Source organism: Micromonospora sp. NPDC000089 (assembly GCF_042899365.1).
Taxonomy (GTDB): Bacteria; Actinomycetota; Actinomycetes; order Mycobacteriales; family Micromonosporaceae; genus Micromonospora.
Genome location: NZ_JBIAZT010000005.1, coordinates 159,787 through 176,947, shown reverse-complemented (window position 1 = coordinate 176,947; position 17,161 = coordinate 159,787). Strand labels below are relative to the sequence as shown.

The 17,161-nt window shown below is 75.0% G+C and carries 21 protein-coding genes; 7 read left to right on the top strand and 14 right to left on the bottom strand.

Features of this window, described 5'->3' with window-relative positions; translation table 11 throughout:
* Positions 1-67: 67 nt before the first annotated feature.
* From ACFY3U_RS12345 to ACFY3U_RS12330, 4 genes are all read right to left on the bottom strand, one after another.
* Positions 68-361, bottom strand: a complete 294-nt coding sequence (locus ACFY3U_RS12345) for a DUF6510 family protein (RefSeq protein WP_387199305.1) — start codon at positions 359-361, stop codon at positions 68-70.
* A 16-nt stretch (positions 362-377) separates the two neighbouring features.
* Entirely contained in the window at positions 378-1,139 is a 762-nt protein-coding gene (locus tag ACFY3U_RS12340) for a ferredoxin reductase (protein ID WP_387199303.1), read from the bottom strand.
* Positions 1,139-1,738, bottom strand: coding sequence for a sulfite oxidase-like oxidoreductase (locus ACFY3U_RS12335; protein WP_387199301.1), 600 nt, complete (start codon positions 1,736-1,738; stop codon positions 1,139-1,141). Before ACFY3U_RS12335 ends, ACFY3U_RS12340 begins: the two co-directional genes overlap by 1 nt.
* Before the next feature lie 107 nt (positions 1,739-1,845).
* Complete coding sequence (locus ACFY3U_RS12330) at positions 1,846-2,862, bottom strand: TerC/Alx family metal homeostasis membrane protein (RefSeq protein WP_387199298.1); 1,017 nt, start codon at positions 2,860-2,862, stop codon at positions 1,846-1,848.
* Positions 2,863-3,139: 277 nt separating this feature from the next.
* On the opposite strand from ACFY3U_RS12330, the gene ACFY3U_RS12325 reads away from it, so the two are divergent.
* On the top strand, positions 3,140-4,360 hold the full coding sequence (locus ACFY3U_RS12325) for a CaiB/BaiF CoA transferase family protein (protein ID WP_387199295.1): 1,221 nt from the start codon (positions 3,140-3,142) through the stop codon (positions 4,358-4,360).
* A gap of 19 nt (positions 4,361-4,379) precedes the next feature.
* Here the strand turns inward: ACFY3U_RS12325 and ACFY3U_RS12320 are convergent, their stop codons facing one another.
* Positions 4,380-4,793: a DUF2267 domain-containing protein gene (locus ACFY3U_RS12320; RefSeq protein WP_387199292.1), complete on the bottom strand. Its 414-nt coding sequence runs from the start codon at positions 4,791-4,793 to the stop codon at positions 4,380-4,382.
* A gap of 151 nt (positions 4,794-4,944) precedes the next feature.
* Here ACFY3U_RS12320 and ACFY3U_RS12315 point away from each other — a divergent pair, with 151 nt between their 5' ends.
* Both ACFY3U_RS12315 and ACFY3U_RS12310 read left to right on the top strand, forming a co-directional pair.
* A complete protein-coding gene (locus ACFY3U_RS12315) occupies positions 4,945-5,214 on the top strand; it encodes a DUF2795 domain-containing protein (RefSeq protein ID WP_387199289.1) in 270 nt (89 codons plus the stop codon).
* A gap of 17 nt (positions 5,215-5,231) precedes the next feature.
* The gene (locus ACFY3U_RS12310) at positions 5,232-5,867 is read left to right on the top strand and encodes a DUF1345 domain-containing protein (RefSeq protein WP_387199287.1); all 636 of its coding nucleotides are present in this window, start codon (positions 5,232-5,234) and stop codon (positions 5,865-5,867) included.
* A 198-nt stretch (positions 5,868-6,065) separates the two neighbouring features.
* Here ACFY3U_RS12310 and ACFY3U_RS12305 read toward each other — a convergent pair whose 3' ends face one another.
* Genes ACFY3U_RS12305 through ACFY3U_RS12295 form a run of 3 tightly spaced genes read right to left on the bottom strand, consistent with a single transcriptional unit; the run spans position 6,066 to position 8,841 of the window.
* Positions 6,066-7,037 carry a pirin family protein gene (locus ACFY3U_RS12305; RefSeq protein WP_387199284.1) on the bottom strand — a complete coding sequence of 324 codons (972 nt, stop codon included), beginning with the start codon at positions 7,035-7,037 and terminating at the stop codon, positions 6,066-6,068.
* A 48-nt stretch (positions 7,038-7,085) separates the two neighbouring features.
* Positions 7,086-7,970 (bottom strand): hypothetical protein, encoded by an 885-nt coding sequence (locus ACFY3U_RS12300; protein ID WP_387199282.1) that lies wholly within the window; start codon positions 7,968-7,970, stop codon positions 7,086-7,088.
* Positions 7,971-8,025: 55 nt separating this feature from the next.
* Positions 8,026-8,841: a DedA family protein gene (locus tag ACFY3U_RS12295; protein ID WP_387199279.1), complete on the bottom strand. Its 816-nt coding sequence runs from the start codon at positions 8,839-8,841 to the stop codon at positions 8,026-8,028.
* Positions 8,842-8,909: 68 nt separating this feature from the next.
* On the opposite strand from ACFY3U_RS12295, the gene ACFY3U_RS12290 reads away from it, so the two are divergent.
* Both ACFY3U_RS12290 and ACFY3U_RS12285 read left to right on the top strand, forming a co-directional pair.
* The gene (locus ACFY3U_RS12290; protein ID WP_387199925.1) at positions 8,910-9,614 is read left to right on the top strand and encodes a carbon-nitrogen hydrolase family protein; all 705 of its coding nucleotides are present in this window, start codon (positions 8,910-8,912) and stop codon (positions 9,612-9,614) included.
* A gap of 56 nt (positions 9,615-9,670) precedes the next feature.
* Positions 9,671-10,321, top strand: coding sequence for a phosphotransferase (locus ACFY3U_RS12285; protein WP_387199276.1), 651 nt, complete (start codon positions 9,671-9,673; stop codon positions 10,319-10,321).
* Positions 10,322-10,327: 6 nt separating this feature from the next.
* On the opposite strand, the gene ACFY3U_RS12280 is transcribed toward ACFY3U_RS12285, so the two are convergent.
* The 4 genes from ACFY3U_RS12280 to ACFY3U_RS12265 form a co-directional block, all read right to left on the bottom strand.
* Entirely contained in the window at positions 10,328-11,830 is a 1,503-nt protein-coding gene (locus tag ACFY3U_RS12280; RefSeq protein WP_387199273.1) for a protein kinase, read from the bottom strand.
* A 275-nt stretch (positions 11,831-12,105) separates the two neighbouring features.
* Positions 12,106-12,954: an SAM-dependent methyltransferase gene (locus tag ACFY3U_RS12275; protein ID WP_387199270.1), complete on the bottom strand. Its 849-nt coding sequence runs from the start codon at positions 12,952-12,954 to the stop codon at positions 12,106-12,108.
* 98 nt (positions 12,955-13,052) lie between these two features.
* Complete coding sequence (locus ACFY3U_RS12270; RefSeq protein WP_387199921.1) at positions 13,053-13,934, bottom strand: helix-turn-helix domain-containing protein; 882 nt, start codon at positions 13,932-13,934, stop codon at positions 13,053-13,055.
* A gap of 136 nt (positions 13,935-14,070) precedes the next feature.
* Positions 14,071-14,310 carry a DUF397 domain-containing protein gene (locus tag ACFY3U_RS12265; protein ID WP_387199268.1) on the bottom strand — a complete coding sequence of 80 codons (240 nt, stop codon included), beginning with the start codon at positions 14,308-14,310 and terminating at the stop codon, positions 14,071-14,073.
* Positions 14,311-14,581: 271 nt separating this feature from the next.
* Between ACFY3U_RS12265 and ACFY3U_RS12260 the strand changes: the two genes are divergently transcribed.
* Positions 14,582-15,226 (top strand): GGDEF domain-containing protein, encoded by a 645-nt coding sequence (locus ACFY3U_RS12260; protein ID WP_387199265.1) that lies wholly within the window; start codon positions 14,582-14,584, stop codon positions 15,224-15,226.
* 43 nt (positions 15,227-15,269) lie between these two features.
* On the opposite strand, the gene ACFY3U_RS12255 is transcribed toward ACFY3U_RS12260, so the two are convergent.
* Complete coding sequence (locus ACFY3U_RS12255; protein ID WP_387199262.1) at positions 15,270-15,764, bottom strand: type II toxin-antitoxin system PemK/MazF family toxin; 495 nt, start codon at positions 15,762-15,764, stop codon at positions 15,270-15,272.
* A 75-nt stretch (positions 15,765-15,839) separates the two neighbouring features.
* Complete coding sequence (locus tag ACFY3U_RS12250) at positions 15,840-16,577, bottom strand: class I SAM-dependent methyltransferase (RefSeq protein WP_387199259.1); 738 nt, start codon at positions 16,575-16,577, stop codon at positions 15,840-15,842.
* A 51-nt stretch (positions 16,578-16,628) separates the two neighbouring features.
* Between ACFY3U_RS12250 and ACFY3U_RS12245 the strand changes: the two genes are divergently transcribed.
* Positions 16,629-17,144, top strand: a complete 516-nt coding sequence (locus ACFY3U_RS12245; RefSeq protein WP_387199256.1) for an NUDIX hydrolase — start codon at positions 16,629-16,631, stop codon at positions 17,142-17,144.
* Positions 17,145-17,161 lie beyond the last annotated feature (17 nt).

Below are 17,161 nucleotides of genomic sequence, written 5' to 3'. Positions count from 1 at the left end.
AGGCTCCACCGTGCCCGGCCCCACCACAACAGCGGGTTAAGGCGACGGTAAGCCGACCCCGGCGGGGTCAGGCCGGGCGGCCGAAGGTGGACTGGGCCGGCATCGGGACCTGGAGGAAGGTGGCGCCGCGCAGGTCCAGCCAGGCCCGGTCGGGCGCGCGGACCAGCCGCAGCATCACCTCGGTGCAGGCCGGGCAGCGGCCGACCAGCCCGGGGGCGTGCGAGAAGACGTGCAGGCCGGCCATCGGGCCGACCATCCCGCACGACTCGCAGCGCCCGGTGGCGCTGCTCAGGTCGACGGCGAACAGCTCGCGCAGCGGGCCGTCCAGCATGTTGCCGTCCACGTACGACATGTCGGTCATCGGCTCTCCTCGCCGGTCAGCCGGTCGGTCCGAACCGTTCGGTCCGCACCCGCCGGGTCTGGTGGCCCAGCCCCACCAGCACGTCCGCCACCGTCTCCACGAAGCCGGTCGGCCCGCAGACGTAGCAGAGCGGCTCCAGGTCCGGCGGCCAGCCGTGGGTGTTGACGTCGGCCACCCCGATCCGGTGCGGCTCGCCGCGCCAGCCCTCCGGCGCCTCCCGGGTGTACACGTACGCCACGTCCAGGCCCATGTCGTCGCGGGCCCGGGCGCGCAGCTCGTCGGCGTAGAAGACGTCGGCCGGGGTGCGTACCGAGTAGATCAGCCGGAACGGGGTGCGGCTGCCGGCGGCACGGCGGGCGCGGACCATCGCCATCAGCGGCACCACCCCGGAACCGCCGGCGACCAGCAGCACCGGCGCGGTCTCCTCGGGCCGCCAGACGAACCAGCCGCCGACCGGGCCGCGGACCTCCACCGGGTCGCCCTCGGCGTACACGTCGGTCAGGTAGGGCGACACCTCGCCGTCGGGCACCCGCTGCACGGTCAGCGCGATCCGCTCGCCCTCGGCCGGCCCGGCGATCGAGTACGACCGGGCCGCCTGGTAACCGTCCGGGGCGGTGAGCCGCACGTCGAGGTGCTGCCCGGACAGGTGCCCCGGCCAGCCCGGCACGTCGAGGATCAGGGTCTGCGCGGTCGGCGTCTCGACCCGGCGCTCCACCAGCCGGGCCTCCCGCCACATCAGCGGGGCACCCACCCGTCGGCCGGCCGTCGGCGCGGCCATCAGTCGCCCTGGTAGCGCTGCTCGCGCCACGGGTCGCCGTAGTCGTGGTAGCCGGCCGTCTCCCAGAAGCCCGGCTCGTCCTCGACGGTCAGCCGGATGCCGCGCACCCACTTGGCCGACTTCCACAGGTACAGGTGCGGCACCAGCAGCCGGGCCGGCCCGCCGTGCTCGGCGGGCAGCGGCTCGCCGTCGTAGCCGTGCACCACCCAGGCCCGCCCGTCGCGCAGGTCGTCCAGCGGCAGGTTGGTGGTGTAACCGCCGTACGAGTGGGCCTGCGCGTAGTCGGCGGCGGTGTCGATGTCCGCGAGCAGCACGTCCAGCGAGACGCCCTGCCAGCTGGTGCCGAACTTCGACCAGCGGGTCACGCAGTGGATGTCGACGGTCGGGGTCTCCTGCGGCAGGCTCATCAGCTCGTCCCACGACCAGCGGAACTCCGCGCCGGTCTCGGTGCTGATGACGAACTCCCAGCTGTCCAGCGGCACCCTCGGCGTCGGCCCGGCGGACAGCACCGGGAAGTCCTCGGTCAGGTACTGCCCGGGGGGCAGGTCCGGTCCGGTCGTACGGCGGCGGCCCTGAAAGCCCGGCGAGACGATTCCCACCCGTCAGTCGTACCACCCGGCGGGGCCGGACGGGAGCGTTCGGACGGACCGCTTCGGGTGGGGGTCGGTCGGCGGCGGCCGGAGTGTGGCCGCCGCCGACCGACGGTTCAGGACCGCTCGGAGACCACCTCGCGGTCGCCCGGGCGGCCACCGCGGGTGGCCCGCAGGCTGGTCAGGGTGACGATCACCAGTACGCCGATGATCACGCCGAGCGAGGCCAGGGTGGGGATCTCCGGGACGCCGGACCAGATGCCGTGCGCCCAGTGCAGGCCGAGCTTCACGCCGATGAAGGCCAGGATGATCGCCAGGCCGTAGCTCAGGTGCACCAGGCGGCTCAGCGCGGCGTGCAGCACGAAGTAGAGCGCCCGGAGGCCGAGCAGGGCGAACGCGTTGGTGGCGAAGACCAGGTACGGGTCCTCGGTGATGCCGTAGACGGCCGGCACCGAGTCGACCGCGAAGACGATGTCGGTGGCCAGCACCGCCACCACGACCAGCGCGAACGGGGTGAGCGCCCGGCGGCCGGCCTGCTTGATCGTCATCCGGGTGCCGTGGTAGTCGTCCACCACCGGCATGACCTTGCGCAGCAGCTTCACCGACCGCATCTTGTTGATGTCGACCTCCTGCCCGTGCCCGGTGAGGGCGTCGCGCAGCAGCTTGACCGCGGTGGCGATCAGGATGATCGCGAAGATCAGGAAGGCGAAGTCGAGGGTCTGCAGGGCGGCGGCGCCGAGCGCGATGAAGACGGCGCGCAGCACCAGGGCGCCGGCGATGCCGTAGAGCAGCACCCGCTGGGCCAGCGCGGCCGGCACCGCGAAGGCGGCCAGCAGCAGCATGAAGACGAACAGGTTGTCAACCGAGAGCGACTTCTCGACCAGGTAGCCGGTCAGGTACTCGACGCCCTGCTGAGAGCCGAACCGGGACCAGACCCAGGCGCCGAAGGCCAGCGGCAGGGCGATGTAGAACGCCGACCAGCCCAGCGCCTCCCTGATCGACACCTCGTGCGGCTTGCGGGTCACCAGGAAGTCGAGCACCAGCAGGGCGAGCACGCCGGCGATGGTGACCGCCCAGAGCGTGGGGGTGCCGACCGACTGAAGGTCGGCAGCGAGATACGACGTACCGGTCATGGAGCCTCCTCGAACACCGTGCCATGTTCGAGGTCTCCTTCACCCACGGTTTGGCGTGGGCAACCACCCGAGGCGCGCCCGGGGCGCGCCGTACTGACCGGAATGGTTCGTGGGAAGTACTCCCCTCGTGCGCCCAGGTTAGGTCAGGCTCACCCCCGCCGCCAAGTCCGACGTGACCGCCCCTGGTCACGAAGTTGCCCTGGTCAACCGCTGTGTACGGTGATCTTGCAAGAGGCGGGGAGGGACGGGGTGGTCGCCGCGGGCCTATCGTGACCGGGTGACCGAAGACGCCCCGACCGACCCGGCCGGCCCGCCCGACCCCACGGTCCCCGACGTCCCCGACGTCCCCGCCGTCCCGGCCGGGCCGCTCGCCGGGGTCCGGGTGGTGGAGCTGGCCGGCATCGGCCCGGCCCCGTTCGCCGCGATGATGCTGGCCGACCTCGGCGCCGACGTGATCCGGGTGGATCGCACCACCCCGGCCGACTTCGGCAGCCCCCCGGGTGACCTGCTGAACCGCAACCGACGCTCGGTGGCGGTCGACCTGAAGTCGGGCGCCGGGCGGGACGTGGTGCTGGCCCTGGTCCGCGACGCCGACGCGCTGGTCGAGGGGTACCGGCCGGGGGTCACCGAACGGCTCGGCCTCGGCCCGGACGACTGCCACGCGGTCAACCCCCGCCTGGTGTACGGCCGGATGACCGGCTGGGGTCAGGACGGCCCGCTCGCCCGGACCGCCGGCCACGACATCGACTACCTGGCGCTGACCGGCGCGCTGCACGGCATCGGCCGGCCGGGCGAGCGCCCGGTGCCCCCGATGAACCTGCTCGGTGACTTCGGTGGTGGCGGCATGATGCTGGCGCTGGGCGTCGTCGCCGCCCTCTACGCGGTGCGCGCCGGCGCCCCCGGCCAGGTGGTCGACGCGGCCATCGTGGACGGTGTGTCGGTGCTCAGCACCCAGATCCACGCGCTGCGCCGGCTCGGCAGGTGGCAGGACCCGCGCGGGGTGAACCTGCTCGACGGCGGGGCGCCGTTCTACGACACGTACGAGTGCGCGGACGGTCGGCACCTGGCCGTCGGTGCCCTGGAGCCGCGCTTCTACGCCGAACTCGTCCGGCTCACCGGCTTTCCGCTGGCCGGCGACGAGGCCCCCGACCGCGCCGACCCGGCGAACTGGCCGGTGCTGCGGCGCGCCTGGGCCCGGCTGTTCCGCACCCGCACCCGGGACGAGTGGACCGCGCTGCTGGCCGGCTCGGACGCCTGCGTGGCGCCGGTGCTGGACTGGCGGGAGGCGCCGGAGCATCCGCACCTGGTGGCCCGGGGCACCTTCGTCGCGCCCGACGGGGTGACCCAGCCGGCACCCGCGCCCCGGTTCTCGGCGACCCCCACCGCGATCCGCCGGCCACCACCCACCCCCGGTGAGCACACCGACGAGGTGCTGGCCGAGGCGGGCCTGGCCACCGAGCGGATCGCGGCGCTGCGCGCCGCCGGCACGATCGGCTGACCGGGCCCCGCGTGGGCGGTCAGCAGCGCCGCAGGGCGGCCGTGCCGGGAATCAGCGCCGGCTCCACCACGTCCCGGTAGTCCCGGGGCAGCTGGATCACCACGTCGTCGAACTCGCCGCCGCGCAGCGCCTCGCGCAGGGTCACGAAGACCGCCCGGACGCCCTCGCGGGCCGACGCCTCGTCCAGGCCCGCCCGCTGGCCGACCCGGGCCACGAACTCGGCGGCCCCGAACCGCTCGGCCGCCTCGGTGCTCGGGCTGGGCTTGAGCACCAGCCGCAACGGCGCCGGCAGCTGGACGGCCAGGTCCAGCACCTCGCCCCCGGTCAGCCGCTCGCCCAGGGTCTCCAGGGTCGCCCGGGTCAGCTCCACGGCCCGGTTCGGCCCGGTGCGAGCCCGCCGGGCGACCTGGTCGAGGAAGGTGTCGTAGTCCATCGCGGTGCTCCCTCCGGGTCGGACGGCTCGGTTACCCGCCGGCCGGGCGTGGAAACGGCGCCGATTTTCCCGCCGACCGGGCGTGCCGGGCGCGACGACGGGTAACCGCGCCCGGTCGTGACCGGATCGAGGCGGCGAGGGAGCCCACGCCATGGCGAGTTACACCGACGTCCTGCGGTACCTGTCCAGCCTGGACTTCCCGGCGGGCAAGGACGACGTGGTGCGCGAGGCGGAACGGGAGGGCGCCCCGCCGGACGTGCTGAAGGCGTTGCGGGCCCTTCCGCCGGTCGACTACGCCAACGGCAACCAGGTGGCCCGCTCGGCCGGCATCGACGCCGCGCCCGAGCTGAGCCCGGCCCACCGGGCCGCCCAGGCCCGGGACCGGCACCCGCGGGTCTCGCAGCACCTGCGCGGCATCTGACCCGCGGGGTGCGGCGGGTGGCCGGGCACACTCCGGCCGCCGGGCAGTTGGCCGTGCTGGGCGCGGCCGGCGCGCTGGGCGGCGGCCTGGTCGGCTGGCTGGTCTCCCCCGGTCTGGGCCCGCTGGGCGGCTGGGACGTGGCGGCGGCCGTCTGGCTGGCGATGGTCTGGCGCACGCTCTGGCCGGCGGACGCCGACCGGACCGCGCGGCTGGCCAAGCACGAGGACCCGAACCGGGCCGTCCGGGACGTCCTGCTGCTCGCCGCCTGCCTGGCCAGCCTGCTGGCCGTCGCGGTGGTGCTGATCACCGCGCACGACCGGAAGCCGGGGTCGGCGGCGGACCTGTACGCCGCCTTCGGCGCGCTGAGCGTCCTGCTGTCCTGGTCGGTGGTGCACACCGTCTTCACCACCCGGTACGCCCGGCTCTACTACGGCGACGGTGGCGGGGTGGACTTCCACCAGGAGGCCCGGCCCTGCTACGCGGACTTCGCCTACCTGGCGTTCACGGTCGGCGCCACCTTCCAGGTCTCCGACACCGACCTGACCAGCGCCCCGATCCGCCGGGCGGTGCTGCGGCACGCGCTGCTGTCGTACCTGTTCGGGGCGATCATCATCGCGGCGACGGTGAACCTGCTGGCCGGTTTGGCCCACTGACTGCCCGGTACACCCCGAAACAGGCGGGCGCCCCGGGTCACGAACCGCGACCTGGGGCGCCACGCGCACCTGACATCGGCGAACCGCCGATAGGTGGATGTTCGCCCGAACCGGGCGGGCATCGCTGCCACGATCACCATACGACAGGACATCCTCCGTACGGCTGATTTTCGCCGAACTGTGGGGCAGCGCACCCGGTCAGCCGCGGACGTCCCCGCCCCGGTCGCGGGCCTTGAGCCGGGTGGTCGGCATCTCCGGGGCGGGCAGCGGCGGCGCCGCGTCGTCGGCCACCCGGCCGAAGCGCCGGCCGGCCATCCAGTCCTCCCGGGCCGCCGCCACCTCCTCGTGCGAGCGGCCGACGAAGTTCCACCACATCACCAGCGGCTCGTCGAACGGCGCCCCGCCCAGCAGCATCAGCCGGGTGCCGGCGTCGGCGCCCACCGTCAGCCGCTGCCGGCCGCGCCCGAGGTAGAGCAGCGCGCCGGGGGCGAGCGCCACCCCGTCCGCCTCGGCCGCGCCGGACATCGCCAGCAGGGCGTACTCGAAGTCGGGCCGCAGCGACAGAGTGGCCGGCGCCGGCCCGCGGGCGGTGAGCTGCGCGCCCAGCAACGGGGTGTGCGCCACGGCCGGCGACCGCTCGCCGGCCAGCTCGCCCACGAGCAGCGTCACCTCCCAGTCGCCGTCGCGCCACTGGGGCAGGTCCGCGTGGTGGGCGAAGCCGGCCGCGCCGGCCCGCGCCGGGTCGGGCAGCGCCACCCACAGCTGTACGCCGTGCATCAGCGGCGGGTGCGTGGCGGGCGACCGTTCGGAGTGCGCGATGCCGTGCCCGGAGGTCATCACGTTCAGCTGACCGGGGCGGATCGGCTGGACGTTGCCCAGGCTGTCCCGGTGCACGATCTCGCCGTCCAGCAGCCAGGTGACCGTCTGCAGGCCGGTGTGCGGGTGCGGCGGCACCTCCATGCCGGGCCGCTCGGCCACGTCGTCCGGGCCGAAGTGGTCGACGAAGCACCACGCCCCGACCATCCGCCGCCGGCGCTGCGGCAGCAGCCGGCGCACGGTGGTGTAGCGGCCCAGCGGCACGTCGTGCCCGGGCAGCAGCACGCTGCCGGGGTCGACCGCCGCCACACCGGGTGGTCGGGTCTGCGCGGGCAACGATTCGGTACGGTCCACGGCCCGACTCTATGCCGCGCCCGGGCGGCCCCACCCGGGCCTCGGCCGTCAGTCGTCGGTGACGGTGACCGTGCGCGCCCCGGCGACCAGGTCCACGTACACCCGGTCGGCGCGGCGGTCCCAGTTCGGTGAGCTGATCAGCGCGCCGGCGGGAACCCCGTCGCGGCGGTCGCCGTAGACGCTGACCACGCCCGCGCCGATGGCGGCCCGGACCCGCACCGGCGGGCCGCCCGGGGCGTGCACGGCGAACCGGTCGGCGCCACCGCTCATCCGCACCGTCAGGGTGCCGGTCACCACCGGCAGGCGCAGGTCCACCCGGGAGGCGCCGCCGAGCAGTTCCAGCCCGGCGAGCCGGGCGCCGGTCAGGTCGAGGTGCTGCTCGGTCGCCCCGGCGAGCAGCCGCAGCCGCCAGCCGACTCGCGAGTTGAGCACCACGTCGACGACGCCCGGGCCGGTCCCGTCGCTGCCCACGACCCGCAGCCGGACCCGGTCTCCGGCCACCTCAGGCCGGGGCGCCAGTGCGGCGCCGGCGGGGCTGCTGATCCGGTACAGCTCGTCACCCAGGTCCGCCACCCGCAGCCGCAGCACGATCACCCCGTCGACCAGTTCGAAGGTGGCCCGTCGGCGGCCGCCCACCGGTGCGGTGGCGGCCCGCTCGGCGGCGTTCTCGGCGGCACCGGCCCCGGCCGGCTCCCCGCCGACCCAGACGGTCGGCGGTCCACCACGGCCGCCGGAGAAGGCCACCCCCAGCCGGTCCGGGTTGGCCAGCGTCACCACCACGGCGACGGCACCCAGGGCCAGCACCAGCACCGCGGCGGCGGCCAGCAGCCGAGCGCCGGGAAACCAGGACGCCCGCGCCGCGCGCGCGTCGTCGGTCGGCCCGACGTTCGATTGCCCGGGATCGTCCCGTCGGTCCCCATCCGACCCCACCATGGTGTGCCCCTTCCGCGGTCCCCACGCAGAGGTACGGGCCCACCGTCGGAACGGATCAGTCCGTGCTCGGCCGGGGCGGCTGCCCGGTGCTCCGCTCGGCGTCGCCCGGCCAGGTGCCGCCCCGGTAGACAGTGCCCCGGTACGCCCGAGCCGGCTCGCCGGCGGTGCCACGGTGGGCCGCGGACGACGGCTCGCCGGTCGCTCCGGACCGCCGGTCGCGCCGGATCCGCCGGACCACGAACCAGCCGGCGCCGGCCGCGCAGACGACGATCACCACCTTCTGGAACGAGCCGACGTACCCCTCGACCACGTGCCAGTTCGCGCCCAACAGGTACCCGGCCAGCACGAAGACCGTGTTCCACACCGCGCTGCCCAGCGTGGTGTAGAGCAGGAAGGTGCCGATCCGCATCCGTTCCACGCCGGCCGGGACGGAGATCAGGCTGCGGAAGACGGGGATCATCCGGCCGAAGAACACCGCCTTCACCCCGTGCCGGAGGAACCACGCCTCGGTGCGGTCCACGTCGTCCAGCTTGATCAGCGGCAGCCGGGCGGCGAGCGCGCGCATCCGGTCCCGGCCCAGGGCCGCGCCGATGCCGTAGAGCACCCAGGCGCCGAGCACGGAGCCGAGGGTGGTCCACAGGATCGCGCTCAGCAGGCTGATCCGGCCCTGCGCGGCGGCGAAGCCGGCCAGCGGCAGGATCACCTCGCTGGGGATCGGTGGAAAGAGGTTCTCCAGCGCCACGGCGAGCCCCGCGCCGGGGCCGCCGAGCCGCTCCACCAGACCGGTCACGTACCCGACCGGCCCCTCGGAGGCCGGTTCAGCGGTGGCGACGACGGAGCGGTGGCTGAGCGCCAGGGAGCCTGAAGTCATCCGACAACGGTAGATGGCAAGATCGCCATCGACCACGGTGCGGACGCCGCGGTCGGAGGTGAGTCATGGTGCGTGCGGCACTGACCGTCGCGGTGAGCCAACCGGCCTGCGTGCCGCGGGACGTGGCGGCCAACGCGGCCGCGCACGCCGCGGCGGTACGCGCCGCCGACGCCCGGGTGGTGCTCTTCCCCGAGCTGTCGCTGACCGGGTACGACCTCGACCTGCCGACCCTCGACCCGACCGACGAGCGGCTGGCCCCACTGGTACGCGCGTGCGCGGAGACTGGCACGGTAGCGCTGGCGGGCGCCCCGGTGGCCGGAAACGGTCGGACCGCGTACCTCGGGATGCTGGCGGTCGACACCGACGGCGCGCGGGTGGCGTACCGGAAGATCTTCCTCGGCGGGACGGAGGACCGGCGGTTCGTCGCCGGGGACGAGCCGGCGGTGCTCGAGGTCGACGGCTGGCGGCTGGGCCTGGCGATCTGCAAGGACACCGGCGTGCCGGAGCACGCCGCCCGGACGGCGGCGCTCGGCGTGGACGCGTACCTGGCCGGGGTGCTGGAAGCCCCGGCCGACGCGGCGGTGCCCGAGGAGCGGGCCCGGCGGGTCGCCGCCGACCACCGGGTCTGGGTCGCGGTGGCCAGCTTCGCCGGGCCCTCCGGCGTCGCCTACCCGGCCACGGCCGGCGGATCCGGGATCTGGCGGCCGGACGGCCGCGTGGCGGCCCGGGCCGGCGCGGGAGTAGGCGACCTGGCCCGCGCCACGCTCACCTGATCCCACGCCCCTCGGCGGGGCCTCGCGGGATGGCCGGCGGCACTACGGTGGGTGCGGTGACGGGACTGCCACTGCTCGGCGCGGGGCGGGAGGCGGACGTGTACGCCCTGGACGCGCACCGGGCGCTGCGCCGCTACCGGGCCGGCGGCGACGTACGGCCGGAGGCCGAGGTGATGGCGTACCTGCGGGAGCGGGGGTATCCGGTGCCCGAGGTGTTCCGGGCGGAGGGCCCCGAGCTGGAGCTGGCCCGCCTGAACGGCCCGACGCTGACCAGGGCGTTCATGAACGGCGCCGGCGACGCACGGTGGGTCGCCGGCCTGCTGGCCGAGCTGCACCGCCGGCTGCACGCCCTGCCGGCCCGGCATTCCACCGACCCGGCCGACCGGGTGCTGCACCTCGACCTGCACCCAGAGAACGTCGTGCTGACCGCCGACGGCCCGGTGGTCATCGACTGGCGCAACGCCACCGACGGGCCGCCGGCGCTGGACCGGGCGGTCAGCACGGTGATCATCGCGGAGTCGGCGGTGGACCCGACGTCGCCGCTGGCCGGCCCGGCCCGGGCGGTGCTGCCGGCGTACCTGGCCGAGAGCGGGCCCCCGGCGATGCTCGACGAGGCCGCCGCGCGGCGTGGGCGCGGCGGCACGGTGGACGTGGAGACGCTGCGCCGGGCGGTGGCGTTGATCCGTACGGTGGCCGACCGGCCCTGAGCCGGGTCAGTCGCCGTTGCGCGAGCGGGGCCACCCGGCCAGCAGGTCGGCCAGGTCGTCGGCGACGCTCCGGTCGATCTTCTCGTCCTCGGCCCCGCTCTCGATCGTCCGGTTCAGCTCCCGGAGGCGCTTGACCCGGTCCTTCGGCTCGCCGTCGACCAGGTCGGTCACGCCGCGCCGCAGCTGCTCGGCGGTCCTGCGGTCGATGTCCTCGCCGGCCCGCGCCTCGGCGAGCACGGCGGTGAAGGTGTCGGCGAGCTCCTCGGCCGTGCGGGGCGCCGGCCGCTGCGCCCGGGACGGCGCGGTGGTGGTCGTCGAGGTGGACGGCCGTGGCCGGTCCGGCGCCCGGGTGGGGCTGGGCTTCTCGACCGGCGCGGCGGTGAGCGGTGCAGCCGGGGTCTGCACGGCGGCGGGATCGTCGTCCAGGGCGAGTACGCCGACCAGGGCGACGATCAGCGTGAGCCCCGCCGCGACCAGCACCCCGACGGCCCGGTTCGACCGGTCCGGCCGGCTGGGGCCGGGGCGCACTCCGGTCGGGTCGATCCCGGCGGGCAACGCCCCGCCCTCCGGCGGCCCGGACGCCGACCGGTCGACCAGGGTGGGCGGGTGCGCCACCGTCAGCGCGTTCACGGGCGGGCGGGTCATCGACGGCGGCGCGGCGGTCGGCGCCGCGGCGGCGAGGGCGGCCCGGAGGCGGTCGGCGAGTTGCTCGGCGGTGGGCCGGCGGGCCGGATCGGAGGCCAGGCAGGCCATGGTCAGCTCGGCGAGGTCGGTGGGCAGGCCGGGCACCCGCAGCGGCGGCACCGGGGTCCGCCGGCCGTGCACCTCGAGCGCGTCCTCCCAGGTCTGCACCGGCAGCGGCGCCCGGCCGCTGAGCGCGCGGTAGAGCAGCGTGCCGAGGGCGTACACGTCGCTGGCCGGGTCCGGCGGGCCCGGCGTCATCCGCTCCGGCGCGAAGTAGGCGGGCGTGCCCATCATCAGCTCACCGGGCTGGCCGGCGCCCCGGTTCGGGCCGGCCAGGGCGGCGATGCCGAAGTCGAGGACCTTGGCGCCGGCCTCGGTCAGCATCACGTTGGCCGGTTTGACGTCCCGGTGCACCACGCCGATCCGGTGCGCGGCGGCCAGCGCCGCCGCGACCTCCGCGGTCGTGCGCACCGCCGCCGCCCAGGCCAGCGGCCCACCGGTCAACCGGTCGGCCAGGCTGCGCCCCTCCACCAGCTCCATCACCAGGTACGGCACGACGGCGCCGCCGGGCAGCGGCGCCTCGCCGTAGTCGTACACCCGGGTGATGTGCGGGTGGGTGAGCCGGGCGGCGGCGCGCGCCTCGCGCTGGATGGCGGCGCGCAGCTCCGGGTCCGTCGCGAGCTGCGCCGCGAGTGCCTTCACCGCGACCGGACGGTGCAGGACCCGGTCGTCGGCGCGCCACACCTCGGACATCCCGCCGAGGCCGATGCGCTCGCGCAGGACGTACCGATCGTGCAGCCGCAGGGTGGGCGTGAACGACGACATGGGGATCTAGTCTGCCAAGCCGGGGTCGCCGGGCACCAACCCTGCGGCCCGAATCGTGCCGGCGTGTCGCCGATTGCCCCGGTTTTACGGCCGTCTCCGGGCACCCGATCGGCCCGGTCAGGTGCGGTGGGGCCCGGCGGGCGCCGGGGCGGGCTCCATCGCGTCGGCGGGCCGCAGACTGCAACCGGCCATCGGTGACGGTCAACCGGATCCGGACACCGGGCGCGAAAAGGCGGCGCCGGCCGGAGCCGACGCCGCCTGTCAGTCGAGTGTGGTCAGGGCTTGCGGGCCACCCCGCCGTACATGCTCACCTCGGCCACGGTGGGGCGTGGCTGCGGCTCGTCACCGGCCCGCCACTCGGCCACCGAGGTCAGGCCCGGCTCGACTGGTTCGAGGCCGGTGAAGAACCGGGCGAAATCGGCCATGCCGCGCAGGTAGATCATGCCGTGCGGGCTGTTGCCCAGCGCGGCGGCCTTGGCCTGTTCGGCGACCTCCGGTGGCAGGTACTCGTAGGTAGCGTGGGTGGCCACCAGGTAACTGCCCGAGGGCAACGCGTCGAGCAGCCGGGCCACCGTCGTGTACGGGTCCTCCCCGTCGGCCACGAAGTGCAGGACGGCCACCAGCATCAGCGCGACCGGGCGGGACCTGTCGATGGTGCGCGCCAGGTCGGGGTGGGCGAGGATCCGCTCCGGCTCGCGCAGATCCGCGTCGATGTAGGCGGTGGCGCCCTCGGCCGAGCTGGTCAGCAGCGCCCGGGCGTGGGCCAGCACGATCGGGTCGTTGTCGACGTAGACCACCCGCGCCTCCGGGGCCACCCGCTGGGCCACCTCGTGCGTGTTGTCCGCCGTCGGGATGCCGGTGCCGATGTCCAGGAACTGCCGGATGCCCGCCTCGCGCACCAGGTGGTCGACAGCGCGGCGTAGGAACCGGCGGTTCTCCAGGGCGCTGGTGCGGATGGTCGGGAAGGCCGCCGCCATCGCGTCGCCGGACTCGCGGTCGGCCTGGAAGTTGTCCTTGCCGCCCAGCCAGTAGTTGTACCGGCGGGCGGGGTGGACGACGGAGGTGTCGATCCGGTCGCTCGGACGGACGGGGCCGGTCGCGGCGCCCTGGGCATCGGTGGTCACAACCGCCTCCATGACTCTGCGTCACCGGCCGCGCGGATCGGCTCCGTCCACTGTCACCGGTGGTGGTGACCATGGTAGAGCCGCGCCCGTGGTCGCCGTCACCCCGGGTAGAGCTCGTCGCGCAGCCGGGTGAGGATCTCCGGCGTGCGCTCCGGCGGCGCGGCCTCCACGCAGAGCCGCTCCATCGCCACCGCGTAGTAGTCGAGGTCCTCGCGCTTGTCGAGGTAGATCGCGCTGGTGAGCTGCTCGATGTAGACGATGTCGGGCAGGTCGTCGTCGCCGAACCGCAGGATCGTGAAGGCACCCCCCGCGGCGGCGTGGCCACCGGCGTCAAACGGGATGATCTGCAACCGTACGTGCGGGGCCCGGGTGGCCTCGATCAGCGCGGTCAGCTGGGCGCGCATCACCGCGGGGCCGCCGATCGGCCGGCGCAGTGCGGCCTCGTCCACCACCGCCCACAGCTGTGGCGGGTCGGCGCGGCCCAACAGCTGCTGGCGCTGCATCCGCAGCTCGACCCGCCGGTCGAGCTCGGCGGTGGACGCCCGCCCGTGCCCGAGCAGCACCACGGCGCGGGCGTACTCGGCGGTCTGCAGCAGGCCCGGCACGAACTGCAGCTCGTACGTGCGGATCATCGCCGCGGCCGCCTCCAGCCCGAGGTACGACTGGAACCAGCTGGGCAGCACGTCGCCGTAGCGGTGCCACCAGCCAGGGCTGTTCGCGTCCCGGGCGAGCTTGAGCAGCGCCTCCCGCTCCTGCTCGGCCGTGACGCCGTAGAGGGTGAGCAGGTCGGCGACGTCCCGCTCCTTGAACCCGACCCGGCCGAGCTCCATCCGGCTGATCTTCGACTCGGAGGACCGGATCTCCCAGCCGGCGCCCTCACGGGTGACGCCGCTCGCCTCCCGCAGCCGACGCAACTGCGCGCCGAGCAGCATGCGCAGCACGGTCGGACCGGTGGCCGGTGCACCGTCGGCGGTAACCATCGTCACGTGCCGCCCTCCCGGTGAGCGCCCATGTCGGCTGCGGGCGCCCTGCCCGGCCGACGTGTAAGCATGCCATGGACCGACGGTGAGGAGAACTCCTCCGGACGGACGATCAGTCCCGTCGACGGGATTGGGATCAGTTGATCAGATGATCGAAGTCACCGTCCCGGGCGCCGAGCACGAACGCCGCGATCTCGTCCACCGTGTAGATCAGGGCCGGACCCTCGGGGTGCCGCGAGTTGCGCACCGCGATGCCGGCACCGCCGGGCAGCTCGGCGAGCTCGACGCAGTTCCCGCTGGGGTTGCTGCGTCGGCTCTTCAGCCACCGCACCGGGGGTAGTTGGGCGGTCGACACGCCGTTCTGAGGCTGCTGCATGGGGCGTCTTTCTGTGAGGAGCGTCCGCCGTCGCGAATGGACGGTGCCGCCGCGGGAGGAGTTGCGCGACGAGCGGACACGGATCGTGCTGCACGTGCATCTGCTATTGCATCTGCATCGGACAGCGAGCATGATAACGCACGTGCGCGGTACCCATCCGTTCACTCTTGGTTACCCCAACCCGGGCAGCCACCTGGGAAAACGACGGGCCCGGGCGGTGCGTCGGCAGCCGCCGACCCCTCCCGCGCGACGACGCCGCGAGGGAGGGTTCGTGCCGGATCCGATGACCGTTGCTTCCGGCATCTCGGCGGCGGGGGCGCTGGTGTCCGTCTGGCAGCTGCGCCGCCGCGCGGTACGCGCCGAGGCGGAGATCGCCCACCTGCAGGCCGAGCTCGCCGCGGAACGGCACGCCGCCAGCCACGACCCGCTCACCGGGCTGCCCAACCGGCGCGCCTTCTACCGGCTGGCCGCCGCCCTGCTCACCGAGCCCGGCGCGCAGCCGCTGATCGCCGTGGTGCTGGACCTCAACGACTTCAAGCAGGTCAACGACCAGTACGGGCACGCCGCGGGTGACCAGGTGCTGATCAGCGTCGCCCAGCGGCTGGCCGCGTTCGCCGGCGACAACCTGGTGGCCCGGCTCGGCGGCGACGAGTTCGCCGGGCTGCTCACCAGCCCGTCGGTGGACCGCCGCTGGATCGACCACGCCACCCGGCGGCTGCGCGAGGCGCTCGCCGCGCCAATTCCGCTCGGCGGCCGGACCGTCCGGGTCACCGCGTCGGTCGGCCTGGCACCGGTGACCGGGCCGACCCAGCTCGCCGACGCGCTCTGCCGGGCCGACGCGGCGATGTACCGGGCCAAGGGCGTCGCCGGGCGTCGCGCGCCCCGGCAACTGCTGGACGGCGCCCACCTGGCCTAGTCGGTCGGCGACGCCCTACGTCGGCCGGCGGCGGGTCGCCGGCTCAGCGCCAGCCGTATCCGGCGCGCAGCGCCTGACCGACGCGGTCGAAGCGAGCCCGGTCCAGCACCGCGCCCTCGCGGCGGATGCTGTCCTCCCGCATGGTCAGCACCCGGTCAAGCCGGACCCAGCTGGGCCGGTTGTCCCGGTCCCACTCGCCAGGGCCCAGGGACAGCCAGTGCCGCTGGCCGTCCCGGTCGCTCTGGCTGGAGAGCATCAGGCCGAACAGCGTCCGGCTCTGCCGGCCCACCACCAGCACCGGGCGGTCCTTGCCCTGCCGGGGGTCGTCCTCGTACGGCACCCAGGTCCAGACGATCTCGCCCGGATCGGCCTGCCCGTCCAGCTCCGGGGCGTACGCCAGCTCACGGCGCTGCAGCGCGCTGACCTGACGCCGCCGCGCCACCTGGGCCGGGATCGGCCCGGCGGTGCCGGCCGGCGTGCCGGCGCTCCCGGTCACCCGGCCGAGCCGGGCTGCCACGTTCCTCAACAGACCTGCCACGGCCGGCAGCCTAGCCGCCGCGCCGGCACCCCGCCCGACCGGAGGTCCGCGTCCGGCCGGGGTCCGCCGGAGCGGTCAGCCCGGCCGGCGGGCCAGCACCAGGGTGGTACGCAGATCCAGGGTGACCGTGCCGCCGAAGCCGTCCACGGTGGCCCCGATCGCCTCCTGCACCCGCTCCCGCAGCTCCCCTGGGCGGCGCAGCTGCGGGGAGAACGTGGCCATCAGCCGCTGGTACGCCGCGGTGGACAGCGGCACCGCCCGCCGGAAGGCGAGCGACCGGACGTCGGCGAAGAGCCCGCTGCCGCGCACGTCCACGTGGAACCAGTCCTCCGGGGCGTCGACGTGCCGCGCCGGGTCGACCGACTCGATGGCGGCGCGGATGGCCGCCGACTGGGCCGGGTCGACGTAGTCGTACCGGTGGGCGAAGACGGCCAGGGTGCCACCGGGCGCCAACGCGTCGTGGGCGAGGCGGTTGCGGCCGGCCGGGTCGAGCCAGTGCCAGGCCATCGCGCAGGCCAGCACCGGCACCCCGGCGGCCGGCGGCGCCCACCGCTCGAACGGGGAGACCACCACGTCGATCTGCGGGAACCGGGCGGCCAGCACCTCGGCCATCCGCGCGTCCGGCTCGACGCAGGTCGTCCGGGCGGCCAACCCGACCAGCAGCTCGGTGGCCAGGCCGGTGCCCGCGCCCACCTCGACCAGCAGCTCCGGTCGGCGCCCGTGATAGGTGAGGATGGCCTGGGCGAGGTCGGCGGGATAGCCGGGACGGGCCGTGGAGTAGCTGTCCGCCACCTCTCCGAAGACGTCCGCCATGCCCCCATCCTGGCATCGACCCGGGTGCGACGGGGGCCGGAGGGAGACCGGATGACCGAGCTGCCGCACGACTTCCCCGTGGTCGAGCGCACCGCCGTGCGGCTGGTGGTGTGCGACCGGGACGGCCGGATCCTGCTGTTCCACACCCGCGACCCCACGCGCCCCTGGCAGGGCACCTGGTGGGAGCTGCCCGGCGGCGGCGTGGACCCGGGTGAGACGTACGCCGAGACGGCGATGCGGGAGCTGCGCGAGGAGACCGGCATCGTGGTCGGCGCCGACCGGCTGGGCCCGCCGTCCTGGCGCCGACGGGCCAGCTTCGTCTACCGCGACCGGCGGCACGTCCAGGACGAGGTGGTCATGACGGTACGGCTCGACGGGCCGGGCCCGGACGTGGACGGCGCCGAGCGGCTGGACTACGAGGCCGAGGACTACTTCGGGTTCCGCTGGTGGACCCCGCGGGAGGTGGTGGGCAGCGACCAGTTGTTCTACCCGGGCCGGCTGCCCGGCCTGCTCACCCCGTTCCTGGCCGGCGAGGAGATCGACGAGCCGTTCGAACTGTGGTCCTGACATGCCGACCCGGCCCG

Coding starts and splice junctions, on each gene's coding strand:
- ACFY3U_RS12345 (WP_387199305.1), bottom strand. CDS start 361: ATGACCGACATGTCGTACGTGGACGGCAACATGCTGGACGGCCCGCTG.
- ACFY3U_RS12295 (WP_387199279.1), bottom strand. CDS start 8,841: ATGACTTCAGGCTCCCTGGCGCTCAGCCACCGCTCCGTCGTCGCCACC.
- ACFY3U_RS12300 (WP_387199282.1), bottom strand. CDS start 7,970: ATGGTGGGGTCGGATGGGGACCGACGGGACGATCCCGGGCAATCGAAC.
- ACFY3U_RS12320 (WP_387199292.1), bottom strand. CDS start 4,793: ATGGACTACGACACCTTCCTCGACCAGGTCGCCCGGCGGGCTCGCACC.
- ACFY3U_RS12245 (WP_387199256.1), top strand. CDS start 16,629: ATGACCGAGCTGCCGCACGACTTCCCCGTGGTCGAGCGCACCGCCGTG.
- ACFY3U_RS12340 (WP_387199303.1), bottom strand. CDS start 1,139: ATGGCCGCGCCGACGGCCGGCCGACGGGTGGGTGCCCCGCTGATGTGG.
- ACFY3U_RS12315 (WP_387199289.1), top strand. CDS start 4,945: ATGGCGAGTTACACCGACGTCCTGCGGTACCTGTCCAGCCTGGACTTC.
- ACFY3U_RS12330 (WP_387199298.1), bottom strand. CDS start 2,862: ATGACCGGTACGTCGTATCTCGCTGCCGACCTTCAGTCGGTCGGCACC.
- ACFY3U_RS12250 (WP_387199259.1), bottom strand. CDS start 16,577: ATGGCGGACGTCTTCGGAGAGGTGGCGGACAGCTACTCCACGGCCCGT.
- ACFY3U_RS12270 (WP_387199921.1), bottom strand. CDS start 13,934: ATGGTTACCGCCGACGGTGCACCGGCCACCGGTCCGACCGTGCTGCGC.
- ACFY3U_RS12265 (WP_387199268.1), bottom strand. CDS start 14,310: ATGCAGCAGCCTCAGAACGGCGTGTCGACCGCCCAACTACCCCCGGTG.
- ACFY3U_RS12280 (WP_387199273.1), bottom strand. CDS start 11,830: ATGTCGTCGTTCACGCCCACCCTGCGGCTGCACGATCGGTACGTCCTG.